Origin of the sequence: Clostridium sp. AF19-22AC (genome assembly GCF_003479085.1) — a bacterium.
Classification (GTDB): domain Bacteria; phylum Bacillota; class Clostridia; order Lachnospirales; family Lachnospiraceae; genus Faecalicatena_A; species Faecalicatena_A orotica.
Window position 1 is genome coordinate 149,576 of the sequence record NZ_QUGN01000003.1, and the last position, 14,196, is coordinate 163,771.

Annotated in this window: 9 protein-coding genes and 1 riboswitch; of the genes, 2 read left to right on the forward strand and 7 right to left on the reverse strand. The window is 48.6% G+C overall.

Annotation, left to right across the window (positions count from 1 at the left end):
* Positions 1-65 precede the first annotated feature (65 nt).
* Positions 66-2,834, reverse strand: coding sequence for a family 78 glycoside hydrolase catalytic domain (locus tag DWX43_RS04605; protein ID WP_118619101.1), 2,769 nt, complete (start codon positions 2,832-2,834; stop codon positions 66-68).
* Positions 2,835-3,008: 174 nt separating this feature from the next.
* Here DWX43_RS04605 and DWX43_RS04610 point away from each other — a divergent pair, with 174 nt between their 5' ends.
* Together DWX43_RS04610 and DWX43_RS04615 are read left to right on the forward strand one after the other, a co-directional pair.
* Positions 3,009-4,205, forward strand: coding sequence for a helix-turn-helix domain-containing protein (locus tag DWX43_RS04610; protein ID WP_118619103.1), 1,197 nt, complete (start codon positions 3,009-3,011; stop codon positions 4,203-4,205).
* Positions 4,206-4,324: 119 nt separating this feature from the next.
* Positions 4,325-7,087, forward strand: a complete 2,763-nt coding sequence (locus DWX43_RS04615) for an alpha-L-rhamnosidase (protein WP_118619105.1) — start codon at positions 4,325-4,327, stop codon at positions 7,085-7,087.
* 55 nt (positions 7,088-7,142) lie between these two features.
* Here the strand turns inward: DWX43_RS04615 and DWX43_RS04620 are convergent, their stop codons facing one another.
* The 6 genes from DWX43_RS04620 to DWX43_RS04645 are packed head-to-tail and all read right to left on the reverse strand — an operon-like array spanning position 7,143 to position 13,937.
* The gene (locus DWX43_RS04620; protein ID WP_243099255.1) at positions 7,143-8,531 is read right to left on the reverse strand and encodes a family 43 glycosylhydrolase; all 1,389 of its coding nucleotides are present in this window, start codon (positions 8,529-8,531) and stop codon (positions 7,143-7,145) included.
* Between the two features lie 15 nt (positions 8,532-8,546).
* Entirely contained in the window at positions 8,547-10,454 is a 1,908-nt protein-coding gene (locus tag DWX43_RS04625) for a molybdopterin biosynthesis protein (protein ID WP_118619109.1), read from the reverse strand.
* A gap of 24 nt (positions 10,455-10,478) precedes the next feature.
* A complete protein-coding gene (gene glp, locus DWX43_RS04630; protein WP_118619111.1) occupies positions 10,479-11,711 on the reverse strand; it encodes a gephyrin-like molybdotransferase Glp in 1,233 nt (410 codons plus the stop codon).
* The gene (locus DWX43_RS04635; protein WP_118619113.1) at positions 11,708-12,313 is read right to left on the reverse strand and encodes an ABC transporter ATP-binding protein; all 606 of its coding nucleotides are present in this window, start codon (positions 12,311-12,313) and stop codon (positions 11,708-11,710) included. The genes glp and DWX43_RS04635 overlap by 4 nt, the downstream gene beginning before the upstream one ends.
* The gene (locus DWX43_RS04640) at positions 12,300-12,983 is read right to left on the reverse strand and encodes an ABC transporter permease (protein WP_118619115.1); all 684 of its coding nucleotides are present in this window, start codon (positions 12,981-12,983) and stop codon (positions 12,300-12,302) included. Before DWX43_RS04640 ends, DWX43_RS04635 begins: the two co-directional genes overlap by 14 nt.
* 48 nt (positions 12,984-13,031) lie before the next feature.
* Complete coding sequence (locus tag DWX43_RS04645; RefSeq protein ID WP_118619117.1) at positions 13,032-13,937, reverse strand: substrate-binding domain-containing protein; 906 nt, start codon at positions 13,935-13,937, stop codon at positions 13,032-13,034.
* Between the two features lie 120 nt (positions 13,938-14,057).
* A riboswitch (molybdenum cofactor riboswitch) is annotated at positions 14,058-14,195 on the reverse strand.
* Position 14,196: the final 1 nt, after the last annotated feature.

A 14,196-nucleotide genomic window follows, 5' to 3' on the forward strand; every position in this document is an offset into this window, starting at 1 on the left:
TTCTCCGGTTCAGATCTGATGGTATCAATTTACCACAGTCTCACGCTTCCGTATTGTAATTTTGATTAAATACTTGTAATCTGGTTTTCATTTCTATATTTCTCGTTCAGCGCGCTAATGACCGCGATATACATTGGTTTCGCGTCCGGAGCCTGCACAAGCAGCTCCGAGATTGTCATCCCGTATGCGAATTTAATCATCGGACTGTCCAGAATTCCAGGCGCCATGTGTTCGAACATCTGCCGTCCCAGATCCTCCGCCACCAGTTCCCCGAAGGTCGACTCCACCGTATATTTTTCCAGGTCCAGACTTGTCACCGTCTCATATTCGTAGTGATACCGTCCGGATCCGGTCTCGATCTCCTCTTCTTTCTCCGGCAGACAGATCACAGCAGTCGTATTAGCGGGAATCTCCACATCTACGCAGATCTTCCCTTCTCTGCATGTCCATGAGCTCCGGATCGTTCCGTACATGGACTCAAAAGAAGCGGACACCTCCGTCATGCCCTTCGTCAGGATCGGCTGTATACGGATCTTTCTGTACCCCGGCTCCGCACACCGGATCCCCGCTGCCTTCTCATAGAGCCAGCTTCCAATAGAGCCATACGCATAGTGGTTCAAAGAGTTCATGCCTGATTTATCAAAGTCCCCATCCGGGAGTACCGAGTTCCAGCGTTCCCAGATCGTCGTCGCGCCTTTCTTCACAGCGTAGAACCATCCTGGAAAATCTTCTTTCATAAAGATTTCATCTGCAAGATCATGCAGTCCGTTTTCCGACAAACAGTGGCACAGATAGGGCGTTCCTACAAATCCCGTCGTCAGATGATTGTGGTGTGCTCCGATATTTGTCTCCAGAATATGCAGGATACGTTCCCGGAATTCCGGTTTCACAAGATCAAAGTAGAGCATCAACACACATGCTGTCTGCGTCTCACTTACGAGCCGTCCGCCCGCTGTCACAAATTCCCTGTTAATAGCTGTTACGATTTCTTCATATAAATCTCCATATGTCTTTTCATCTTCTTTATATTCCAGTGCTCTGGCCGCATCCCGGACAATCCTCGCAGAATATGCATAGTACGCGTTTGCGACAAGATATTTGTCCGTACCGCCCGTGCGGTCCGTACTTCCTGACTCAATATCAAGCGCCAGCCAGTCCCCATACTGGAACCCGTTCTGCCACAATCTGTTGTCCGACGCTTTCGAATGGATATAATTTACCCACTGTTTCATCATGGGATACTGTTCCTTTAGCATCTCCTTATCTCCGTAAACCTGATAGAGCGTCCACGGTATGATAGTCGCGGCGTCACTCCATGCCGCGGCTCCCGCCTGATCGCCAAGGATGTTTGGGACCACATGGGGTACGCCCCACTCGTCCGTTGTCTCCGCCGCCATGTCACGCAGCCATTTCCGGAAAAACAGCGCTGTATTGAAGTTGTAGGAAGCCGTACCGCAGAATACCTGTGCATCACCCGTCCACCCAAGGCGCTCGTCTCTTTGCGGGCAGTCCGTCGGGATATCCAGAAAGTTTCCTCTCTGTCCCCACTGGATGTTACTCTGAAGCTGATTCACCAGCTCATTATCTGTGGAAAACTTTCCTGTCTGCGGCATATCCGTGCACATCGCGCATGCAGTGAAATATTCCGCTCCCACTTCAGTCCCCGCTCCTTCCACACAGATATAACGGAAACCGTGGAATGTAAAATGTGGCATCACTGTCATTCCCACCTGATCGCTTCCATAAATATAGGTATCCGTACATCTTGCCGTGCGCAGGTTTTCCGTGTAGAAGTTCCCGTCCTTGTCCAGCGTCTCCGCATGCCGGATCACCAGCTTTCCACTCTCAGTCTCTGGAAGCCTCACTTCCACAAGTCCCGCCATGTTCTGTCCAAAGTCAAATACCACTTCCCCTTTCGGAGTCACGATCTTCTCTTTCACTTCAAACCGCTTCGTCACGCGGACAGGCTCCGACTCCTGAGCAGTAATGTGGCCGGTGCGGTCTTTCTCCTCAAATAAAACCGCCTGTCCCGCCTGAGTTCTCCCGGCCGTAAAGTCCTGTGTCTCTCCATGATAAATTTCAGAGAACCGGATTTCCCCTGTTTCAACCTCCCAATCAGTATCTGTGCCGAATTTAAGCAACTCTCCATCCTCATATTCGACGTGAACCATCGCCGTAAGCGCCGTCCTGTTTCCATAATGATCTGGTTTCACATCAAATCCGAGTTCGCCCCTGTACCAGCCGTTTCCAATCTTAATAGTGATCTCATTTTCTGAAGGTCCAAGCAGTTCTGTAATATCATACGTCTGGTACTGGATGCGGTTGTGATAGGACGTCCATCCCGGAGCCATAAACTGTTCTCCCGCTTTCTCTCCGTTGACGCATACCTCGTACACGCCGCACGCCGTTGCATACAGCCTCGCCTTCTTAACCGGCTTCTCTGCCTTAAAACGCTTCACAAAGATTGGGCACGCAGTCTCTTCGGCCGGAAGCGTATGTGTGATCCACTCCCCGTTCCAGTTCTCCTCCCCGATAATGCCTGTCTCAAAACATCCTGACATCTGGCCGAACCTGCCATAATTATTCCATACATTCACCTGAACCTGATACTCTGTAAACGGCTTTAATGCTTCTCCCCGGTATGGCACAAGAACAGACTGGCTGCTCTTCACCCTTCCACTGTCCCACATCATCCTGCCGCCGCTTATGACCAGTATCTGATAGTCTGTCTGTATAATGTCCTGTCCCGTATTCTCAATTTTCCATGAAAAACGGGGCCTCTCATCCAGCCCGACCGGATTGTCTCTGTACTCGATTGTAAGATCGTAAACCATTTTTTCCTCCTTATGCCCTGCTGCCTTTATTGGCATCAGTTTTTAACTTGTTTTCTATAACATATCAGTTTATATGTCTTTTGTATTATGATATCGTTTTTAATATTGTAATTTTGGCTTTACGGGTCGACAATTCTGCACTATAATAAAAGGAAAAACAAAGGAGCATCCGATATGATCACAGATTTAGAAGCATTCTGCCGCCTGTTTTATGCCACCACCTCCGTCCCCATCACCTGTTATCAGGCTCCATCCGGGAATATATTCTCATTTCCCTCCATACTTGGAAACCAGTCACTCTTTCAAAATGACCTGTCCAGCCTGTTTCATTTTCAAAAAAATCCGGAATATTATATCTCACAGTCGTTCGGCTATTTTGGTTCTATCCGGTCAGTCAGGGACGGGAGCTTCTTTACGGTCGGCCCAGTCTTCAGTACTCCGGTATCAGAACTTACCATCCGTCATTTCATGCAGGAATGGGCCATTGATCCTGAATACAGGGAAGAGATTTCCCGCTTTCTGTCCAATACGCCGCTGATCTCCTTCAACCGCTTTCTGCACACTCTGGCGTATCTACATCTGTCTGTCAATGATGAGGAGATCGATGTAGGAGAACATTTCGGGATTGAGAATACGAATGCCATCGGAGAATTTTCCACGCTTCATTCTGATCAGGTCATAAATGCAAAGGAAAACCAGCATTTCCACAACACATGGGATTTCGAGCGCCGGCTGACACAGTGCATCCAGAGCGGCGATACTGAAAAGCTGAAAGCAATCCTCAAAGCGACTCCCCAGCTCTCCGGCGGGATCGTAGCCGACAATTCCCTGCGTCAGGAAAAAAATATCTTCATTAGCATGACAACACTTGCAACACGCAGCGCCATCGCCGGTGGCATGGATATGGAGCAGGCTTACATGTTATCCGACATCTATATTCAGGAATGTGAGCGTTCCCAGAACATCACACAGGTTTCTGCACTGAACTACAGTATGCTGACCGACTTCACGGAGCGTGTTGCACAAAATAAGATCCCACAGGACATGTCGCCGGAGATCTTTAAATGCATCCAGTTCATCTCCCACCACGTCAATGAGCCAATCCAGGTTGGCGATGTCGCGGAACATATCGGCAGGAGCCGTTCCTACCTGACAGGCAAGTTTAAAAAGGAACTGGGCTTTGATGTAAGCAGCTTTATTATGAGATGCCGTCTCGAAGAGGCGAAGAGTCTGCTCACTTATTCCAATAAGACACTGAGCGAGATCAGTAATTACCTCTGCTTCTCCAGCCAGTCTTATTTCCAGAATGTATTCAAGAAAATGTATGGTATGACGCCGCTTCAGTACCGCAATCATACACACAAAGTATAGAGGATATCTATTCGGTATGAACTTTTCAATATTTACAATTTTATCTCCATATTTACAATAACAATCCTCTCTGTACTGTTAAAATACAGTCATTATTTATAATATAGGAGGTATCTTTCATGAATATTCAAAATGTAACCTGTGAATTTACACATCACCCCATCTCTTTAGACTGCTGGCATCCTCGTATCTCGTGGGAGATTGAAGCACAGGAAAACAATATCTTTCAGGCTTCATATCAGATCATCGTCCGTGACGAAAGCGGAAATCTTATGTGGGACAGCGGTGTCCGAAACAGCTCTGATTCGACCGGGATCCCCTATGAAGGAACAGAACTCAAGTCCGCTTCTGTCTATACTTACAAGATCTCTGTCCGGACAAATACCGGAGAAACGGCCGAAAGCGGGGAACATGCTTTTGAGACGGCTTTCTTCGATCTCTCCGGCTGGAAGGCCCGCTGGATCGAGCCGGACCCGCTCCCGCAGCTTTCTGTTAATCCGCTTTTGACCGCCCGGCAGGAGTGGGAGACTTCTCTGGCCGCTATGATGAGGGGTGAGCCGGTGGAAATGAAGCTGGAGGGCGATATTCTGGACGGGCTCCCACTTGAACCCTACGATCCCGCCGTCCGCCTGCGCCATACTTTCGTCTCTGCATCCCCCGCCGTAAAGGCACGTCTGTATGTCACAGCCCACGGCATGTACGAAGTAAAAATCAATGGAAAACCAGTCACAGATAGTCTGCTTAATCCCGGATTCACGACTTATGACAAACGATTGAAATATCAGGTCTACAATGTGGACAGCCTGATCTGCCCCGGTCAAAACGCTATTGCGGCTACTGTCGCCGACGGCTGGTACAAGGGTAAGATTGCGATCGGAAGAGGCTGCGAGTATGGAGAAGTTCCTGGACTACTTCTGCAGTTGGAACTCACGGGTCCGGACGGTACACAGCAAATTGTTACTTCCGGTGAGGGTTGGAAATATTCCTTTGACGGGCCGGTCCGCACCGCGGATCTCTTCCTCGGGGAAGTGTTCGATGCACGTATGGATGACGGAGACCCTTCTCTGTCAGGATATGACGATTCTGCATGGAAAACAGCTCAGGTGAAGTCCTCTCCCGACAAGACTCTGGAGGCACAGGCCAGCCCCCTTGCCCGTGTGTTCAAAGAGGTTCCTGCCCGGGAAATCCTGACTGCTCCAAACGGCGATACAATCATTGATTTCGGCCAGAATCTTGCCGGAGTGATCCGTGTACAGGTTCATGAACCCACAGGAACAGAGATTACGTTTGAACACGGAGAACAGCTTGATAAAGACGGAAATTATTTCTACTGTTTCTCGGGAACAAACAAAGAGCAGAAAGACACCTACATCTGCGGCGAAGCAGAATACGAGACATTTGAACCGCATTTTACATACCACGGGTTCCGTTATGTACGCGTAACAGGCGGCACTGACTGGAAGAAAGAGGATTTTACTGCCCTCGCTGTCAGCACGGATAACGAGGTAACCGGAACCTTCTGCTGTTCAAATGAGCAGATAAACCAGCTGCAGAGCAATATTTACTGGAGCCAGCGCTCTAACAATATCACAATCCCGACCGACTGCCCTACCCGTGAAAAGGCCGGCTGGACCGGGGACGTCTTCGTTTACGGAGCGACCGCCCTTTTTAATCAGGACATGACTGCATTCTATGAGGACTGGCTGAAAAGCATACGCGCAGAGCAGATGGAGAATGGACACATCCTCGGGACTGTTCCACAAATCAAAAACTATGTACAGCAGGCCTACGCCGGATCTCTCGGTTGGGGAGACGTGATCATGACCCTGCCTATTCAGCTTTACGAACTGCGCGGAAACAAAGATGCTCTTGCCGCTAATTATGAAGCAATGGGAAAATGGATGGAAGCGATGGTACAGGCTGCCGACGAACTCCCGATGCCCTCGAATACTATCAGCGCTCCCACTGTAGATACTCCTGCCGCCGGACGCAGCCTTGAGAATCAGCATTACCTGATAAACAGCGGCTTCCACTTCGGTGACTGGATTATCCCAAGTGTCGTAAACGAACAGGGATTTACGGACGGCCCCGCCTCCGCATTCCTGACGATGAACTATGTAGGAAGCAGCCTTCTCGCTGCCGACGCAGATATGTATGCAGAGATCTCCGAACTGCTCGGACACAAGAAAAATGCAAAGAAATACCGGGCTTACGCCGCAAGGGTACGTCAGGCGTTCGAGGAGGAATATGTATCCCCGGACGGACGTCTCGGTCAGGAAATGCAGGGCAATTACATTCTGGCCCTGAAACACCATATGGTCTCTGCCGAAAAAGAGCCGCTGCTGGCTGCACGCCTGGATGAACTGGTCGCGGCAAACCGTTTCCGTCTCGATACCGGATTCATGTCCACGCCGCACCTGCTGGATATTTTATGTGAATATGGATATCAGGACACTGCATGGAAGGTTCTCCTCCAGACAGAATGCCCCTCCTGGCTGTATGAGATCCGACAGGGCGCGACGACCATATGGGAGAACTGGGATGCCGTCCGTCCGGACGGGGAACTGGCGGGATGCTCCTTTAACCACTACGCATTCGGCTGCGTCGGCGACTTCCTGTACCGCAGGGTGCTCGGGCTTCAGAACGCCGGAATCGCATATGACAGAATTCTGATCTCACCGGAATATGGATGCCCGTTTGAGTGGGCAGAGGGAAGTTATCACTGTCCGCACGGCACGATCAAACTGAAATGGGAGAAAGACGGGGATAAAGTACTCGTCACAGGCAGCATCCCGGCCAATACATCTGCTGGGCTGAAACTGCCGGATGGAACTTTGAAGGAACTCGGAAACGGAAAATTTAAGGTGGCAGCACCACTTTAGCATGTCATAAGACAGGAAAGGCACGGAGGAATCCCCCGTGCCTTTCCTTGGTAAATCATATATCTCCCCTTTTATCCGAAAATAATCTGACCTCCAGTAATTCCATCCCTTCCGGATTTTCAAACCGCAGCATGAGCTCATACTCTCCCGCGTCCATAGTAATCGGAGCGCTGACCGTATGCACATTTCCTTTTTCCCCTGAAATACTTACTTCTCCCGCCTTTTCCCCATTCAGGAATACAGCGGCCGTGCCATTTCCAAAGCAGGTAAGTTCAATCCTCTTCCACGAGGTTTCACTTTTTACATAACGGAACACAGCCTCATCGGCATCACATATATTCGTCAGTTTTTCTTCATAACCGTGGTCATTGTCAACATCAATATAGCAGTTTCCTTTCAGAGAGCATGCCTGATATCCCATAATCTTTTCTCCAGGCGCGAACGGTTCTCCGATCCCCTGGGAGGTCATCTTTACTTCATCAATCGAGCCGTCGGGATTAACTGTGAGTTTCTCAACGCACAGCCTCCTGTGCTGCTGTGTCCCCCTGCTGCAGCGGTGGTAGAATACATACCACCGCCCTTCCACACACTCGATTGAGCCGTGGTTATTCCAGCTTTGCGGGTCACATCCGTCATTATCAATGATGATGCCCCTGTATGTAAACGGTCCAAGGGGATTCTTCCCTGTAGCATATCCCAAAGAGGTGGGCTTTCCCCTCTCCATATCCGCATAGACATAGTAATAGGTATCACCGATTTTACGCATGGATGATCCCTCGTGAAAATAGTGCTTTTCCTCTGTCACAATATCATCGACGACACTGTCCGTGTCAATGGATACCATATCATCATTTAGTTTTGCTCCATGTGCGAAGACCTGTCCCCAGTAATAATATGCCTGTCCGTCATCATCAATGAAAACAGCAGGGTCAATCCCTCCACATGGAAGCCGGACAGGATCTTTAAACGGCCCTTCCGGCCTGTCAGATACCGCAACACCTTCACTGTCATCAGATAAACAGAAATATAAATAATATTTTCCGCCGCGGCTGATACAGTCCGGGGCGAACAGAAGCTCCTGCTCTCGTTCCCCTGCATCTGTATACTGTGCTTCAACGTTTTCTGTCTTCGCCTCCTCTGGCATTGCATCGATCATCTTCTGAAGAAACGGAGTCGGATGATACCAGTCGATCCCCGGATAATGTTCCGCCTCAGGATCTCCCATCCACGGCACATCCTGCGCCTTAAATGCCACATCATGAACCGTCCAGTGCTCCATATCCTTAGTAGATATAACATGATACTCCTGACTGCAGTATGCCATATCCAGCGCATCATAACTGCCATACACATACAGTTTCCCATCTGGCATCACGTGCGCTTCTCCATCCGGCACATGGTATCCGGGAGGAAGAATAGGGTTTCTTTTGTTTACGTATTCCATCAAACTTTGTCTCCTTTATACTTCAATGATTTCCCCTGCCATGCTGAGTTCATACCCTCCTATTGTCATAGCCTTTTCTTTAAATCCGCTGCTTTTCAGCACTTCTATGAATGCCTGCATCTTCGGCAGCTCCATATTTTTCTTTTCCGTGGCAAAATCATATTCTTCCTCTCCCACCGGGATGAAATCCAGATCCATTGCTTTAGCAGCGGAATAAATTCCCATACCTGCATCTGCGCCGCCATTTTTCACCAGGGCGGCTACTGCCATGTGTGTTGCCGCCTCTCTGTCGTACCCGTTGACTTCTGAAGGGGCAATTCCCGCTTCTTTTAATTTGTAGTCAAGGAAAACTCTTGTTCCCGCCCCCCGTTGGCGGTTCACGTAGTTTACCCCGGTGAGGTCACGGATTTCTTTGATTCCCAGTGGGTTGCCTTTTTTCACAATGATTCCCTGAATTCGCCTGACTCCCTTGATCAGCACCATATCTCTGTCACTAAACAGCCTCTTCAGATAAGGTATATTGTAAACACCTGTATCTTCATCCAGAAGATGTGTGGGGGCAATGTGCGCTTCTCTTCGCTTTAATGCCATCAGGCCGGCCATACTGCCTACGTGGGTGCTGGAAAGATATATTCCCGGATGGGCAAGGGGCATCCTGTCTGCCAGAATATCCAGAATTAAGTCATGGCTTCCGATCGCTACCACCGTATTACTGATTTCTTCAATATCCCTGAATAACTCAACACTTACCGTCTCCCCGGCCTCATATCCTTCACTGTTTTTTTCTATAATACAGAACCCGTCGGCGCGGACAAGGCTCATCGCGGCACCTGCGCCTCTGGCAAGGGGGGATGCCACAAAACGGTCATCCACCTTTCCCACTTTCACACGGACATATTCCTTATGTTTTAAGGAGGACACAAGACGCTTGGACAAAACGGCTTTCATCACATTCCTTGATGAGTTCATTTCCCCGGAATACAGGTCCATAACCGGACGGACGAAATTTTCAAAATCAATATATGCGGATACAGGATATCCGGGAAGTCCAATCACAGGTTTACCTTCTACAATGGACAGAATTACGGGTTTACCGGGCTTGATTGCCACCCCGTGGACAAGTACCTCGCCCAGCTCTTTTAAGATATGCACCGTATAATCCTCTGTCCCTGCGCTGGAACCTGCATTTACAATAACAATATCATTTTCTTTCACTGCCTTTTGTACCGCATGCTTTATTTTTTCATAGTCATCCGGGATGGGCGGATAGCGTCTCGGAATCCCGCCTGAGCTTTCTGTCATCGCCGCAAACATCCGGGAATTGGATTCAATAATATCTCCCTCCCGGGGCACCTGATCTGCCTCTATGATTTCTGTGCCTGTAGGGATAATGCCTGCCTTAGGTTTCTTTATGGCTTCTATCTCCACAATTCCCCCACTCAGGAGAACGCCAATATCAATGGGGCGGATTTTATGATTTCCTGCCAGCAGCATCTCCCCGGCCACGATATCTTCTCCCACGGGACGGATATGCTGCCAGGCTGGAACCGAGGCTGTAATTTTCACACTGTCTTCTTCTGCATCAAGCAGGTCTTCCGCCATAATCACGGCATCATAGGGCATACGCACCGGATCGCCTGTATCGACAATCTGATAATCCACTCCCTGTTTCAAAACGAGAGGGGTCACTTCCGAAGCCGTAGCTGTATGTGCGGATATGACTGCAATACCATCCATAGCCGCCGCATTGTAAAGGGGGGAGCAGTACTTTGCATACACTGCCGACGCCGTGATCCTCCCCAGACTTTCCTCTGTCTTAACCATCTGTGTCTCCCAGTGCATCACCTTAAGGACAGCATTTCTGTAAATAGCCGCCGCTTCTTCTGCCGGGATCGTATTCAAATATAAATTTCTCCTGCCCATATTCCTTCCCCTTCCCTTCGTCTATCAAAACAGGTATACCGTTACCTGTTCTCCCTTTTTCAGTCCTTCTGCATGCTCCCCGGTAATGACATAACCGTCTGCTTTTGTGAGAATCGTTATAAGCCCGGAACTGCCCAGTACGGGAACCGCCACATTTTGCCCGTCTTCTTCCTTTTTCAGTTTTACAAGCTGGCATGTCTGCCTGCCGGGCGCTGACGGAAGGTTGGTAGACATGACCGCCGTGATTCCGAAGGCTTCTTTTTCTCCTGTTAGTTCACGCCAGAGCCATCCTGCCAGAATCTCAAATACCATCATCGCGGCAGCCGGATGTCCCGGCAGCCCCAAAAGTAATGTCCCGGATGGTTCATCATAGCCGGTAATTGTAGGTTTCCCCGGTTTTAATGCAAGACCGTGGGTAAATACGCCTTCACTTGCAATCTCTTCTATGACGGATGCTGTCACATCCTTTTTCCCCTGAGAGCTTCCTCCCGATACCACCACGATATCACTGTCCGGCATAAAACTTTTCACTGTGTTTTTAAGAAGGGTTCGGTCATCCCTTAAGACCGTCTCATGCTGTATACGGAAATTTAACTTTAAAGCCAGGGCATGCAGGCCATAAGTGTTAATATCCCGGACCTGTCCCGGAGACGGTACTTCCTGCGGGGATACCAGTTCATCTCCCGTGGATATAATAGAGATGCAAAAGGGCTCATATACCTGTACCCCGGTAATTCCAAGTGCTGCCAGGGCTCCCGCTTCCTGAGGCCTTATTTTCCTTCCCCTTTTTAAGACAGCTTCCCCAGCCTTCATGTCTTCTCCTGCCTGTACTACATGCGCTCCGCAGGACGCGGCCTTGTACACCGCTGCTTCCTCACTTGAAAATAGCTCACAGAATTCCACCATAACCATAGCATCTGCCCCATCCGGAACCATGCCCCCGGTAGGGACATAGACACACTCCCCTGCATGAAGTTTCATTTCTGCCGGACAGCCCATCTGTACTTCACCGGTGATCTTTAGGAATACCGGCATATTTTCCGACGCCCCTCCTGTGTCCAGAGACCTCACCGCATAACCATCTACTGTAGACCTGCGAAACGCAGGTACCGGTTCACTGCAGCAGATATCTTCCGCCAGTACATACCCCACTGCATCCAGTATCCCTTTCTTTACCGTTTTCCTGCCCTTTTCCTTTACCGCATCAGCAATTTTCCTGCGGGCCTCATCAATCGTATCAACCTTAAGCAGCTTCATTTTTTTACAAACCTTCCTTTTTCCATGTAGTGTATCTCGTCACAGAGCTGGTATATATGATCCATCTGGTGATTCACAATCAGCCAGGTGATAGGCCTTTCCTTTTGAATCTCACTAATTATTCCTACAAACATCTCTTCACTCTCCGAATCCAGATTGGACAATGTCTCATCCACCATAATCAGCTTTGGTTTGAATATAACAGCCCTAAGGAAAGACAGCTTCTGGCGTTCTCCGCTGGACAATGACCTGGCATACTGGTTTTTCTGTTCCCTAAGTCCAACGCGGTTTAACATTTCATCAATCTCATCCTCATCCGGGCGGGTCCCTCTGATTTTCAGGGGATATACCAGGTTCTCATACACAGAAGTATGCATAAGATAGGGCTGCTGGGACATCATCGTAATATCACGGGATGAGAGCCCTTCATAATCAAGTATCCCTTTATCCGGCGTGATAATTCCGGCCAGCATTTTCAGGAACACCGTTTTCCCGCAGCCGTTAGGCCCTACAATGCCATGTATTTTCCCCGGCTCTATATAGAAATCGTTCACTTCCATATGGAACTTCCCGATCGTCTTTTCAAGATTAGTAATTCTCATCTTCCTCCCCTTCTTTCTGAAGCAGGTCACAAATCCACTGCAGGATAAATGCCATTACAAGCAGCAAAATCCCCAGGGCCACCCCTTCCGTAAATATCCCCTGGCTCTTTAGAAGGGAAATCGTCGTAGTCATGGTACGGGTCCGGCCTTTAATATTTCCGCCTACAAGCATCACAGCCCCTACTTCACTGATTGATCTGCCGAATCCGGTTACCATGCAGAAATAGATTTCTTTTCTCAATTCCCTGATAATCAGTTTTGCCGTCTGCCATCTTGTCGCCCCCATAGTTACGGCAAACACCCTGATTGACGGGGCCGATTTTCTGGCATAAGAATAAATCATGCCGCTTATGATCGGGGTAATAATCAGAACCTGGGCGATTACCATCCCCTTAATAGTGAATAAAAGCGACAGAGGGCCTAAAGGCCCCCTCCGCATAATAAGAAGGTACACGACCAGTCCCGCCACAACCGGGGGCACTCCCATAAGTGTCCTGTTGATCCGGACAATGATTTTTTTACCGGGAAAGGAAAAACGTTCCAGCAAAAGCCCAAATAAGATTCCCAGTACAGATGAGATGGCAGTCGAGGAAACTGCCATGATAAACGTCACCTTGACCGCACTTATTATTCCTGCATCCGATACTACACTTTTCAGCCATTCCAACATATTATCCTTCCCCCGCTGCAATCCATCATATTACGTTGTAAACAGTAACTAAGAATCTGTCCCTGCATTTGGTGTGAATAATGCCTGTCCATACTCATCAATTCCATATTCACCAATCAGCTTCTGGATTTTATCTGAACAAATCCACTCGATAAAATCATTTGCCCCTTCATTATTAAGCTCTGGATATTTTTCAGGGCTGACTGCAATGACACCATATTGATTCAAAAGATTGGCATCTCCTTCACAGACAATTTCCAGTTCACTTTCCAGCGTTGCATCTTTGCTCTGCTTTAACCATGTTCCCCTGTCTGTCAGGCAGTACGCTTTCTGCTCGTCTGCCATCGTAATGGTTGCCCCCATGCCCTGTCCGGATTCTATATAATTCGGATCCGATGCCGGATCAAGACTTAAATTCTCCCAGATTTTCTTTTCCTTTTTATCCGTACCGGAATCATCACCCCTGGATACGAATGGAAGCTGGTCATTGATAATCTGCGTGAATACTGCATTGATATCATCTGTCTTTGCAATCGGCTCTTTCGGACCAATTACTACAAAATCATTATACATAACAGGGAACCGCTCTACTCCGAAGCCATTGGCAATAAATTCTTCTTCACTGGCTTTTGCATGGACCAGTACCACGTCCACATCGCCATTTTCGCCCATCTTAAGCGCCTCTCCTGTTCCTACTGCATTCCATTCCAGATCCCAGCCGGTATCTTCTTTAAAGATAGGCTTCAGATAATCTAAAAGCCCGGTATCTTCCGTACTGGTCGTGGTTGCCATCATGAGCCGCCCCTTATCCCCGGCCTTATCTTCCTTCTGTTCTTCTGTCGCCGCTTTTGTCTCCTTTTTCTCCTCTTTCTTCTCTTCCCCGTTTCCTCCGCATGCAGCCAGAGAAACGCACATCGCTACAGCAACTAAAATTGCTAATAATTTCTTCTTCATAAATTTTCCTCCTTTTCAAATTCCATGTAATATTTACAGCAGGCCATCATATAAAGTCAAAGCTACCGGGAATAAAAAATGGCCTCTTGAAAAAGAAGACCACGCAATACGATCCCCGTAGGGATTCAGTGCGGATATTCTTTTCAAATACGGAAGGCATCCTCCTTTCGGAACATACCCATTGGCTTTCCATCATGGCATCCCGGATATTATCCTCCGGGATACTTTAGATGGCAAAGCTCGAATTCCTGCAATCAAT

Coding starts and splice junctions, on each gene's coding strand:
- DWX43_RS04605 (WP_118619101.1), bottom strand. CDS start 2,834: ATGGTTTACGATCTTACAATCGAGTACAGAGACAATCCGGTCGGGCTG.
- DWX43_RS04610 (WP_118619103.1), top strand. CDS start 3,009: ATGATCACAGATTTAGAAGCATTCTGCCGCCTGTTTTATGCCACCACC.
- DWX43_RS04615 (WP_118619105.1), top strand. CDS start 4,325: ATGAATATTCAAAATGTAACCTGTGAATTTACACATCACCCCATCTCT.
- DWX43_RS04620 (WP_243099255.1), bottom strand. CDS start 8,531: ATGGAATACGTAAACAAAAGAAACCCTATTCTTCCTCCCGGATACCAT.
- DWX43_RS04625 (WP_118619109.1), bottom strand. CDS start 10,454: ATGGGCAGGAGAAATTTATATTTGAATACGATCCCGGCAGAAGAAGCG.
- glp (WP_118619111.1), bottom strand. CDS start 11,711: ATGAAGCTGCTTAAGGTTGATACGATTGATGAGGCCCGCAGGAAAATT.
- DWX43_RS04635 (WP_118619113.1), bottom strand. CDS start 12,313: ATGAGAATTACTAATCTTGAAAAGACGATCGGGAAGTTCCATATGGAA.
- DWX43_RS04640 (WP_118619115.1), bottom strand. CDS start 12,983: ATGTTGGAATGGCTGAAAAGTGTAGTATCGGATGCAGGAATAATAAGT.
- DWX43_RS04645 (WP_118619117.1), bottom strand. CDS start 13,937: ATGAAGAAGAAATTATTAGCAATTTTAGTTGCTGTAGCGATGTGCGTT.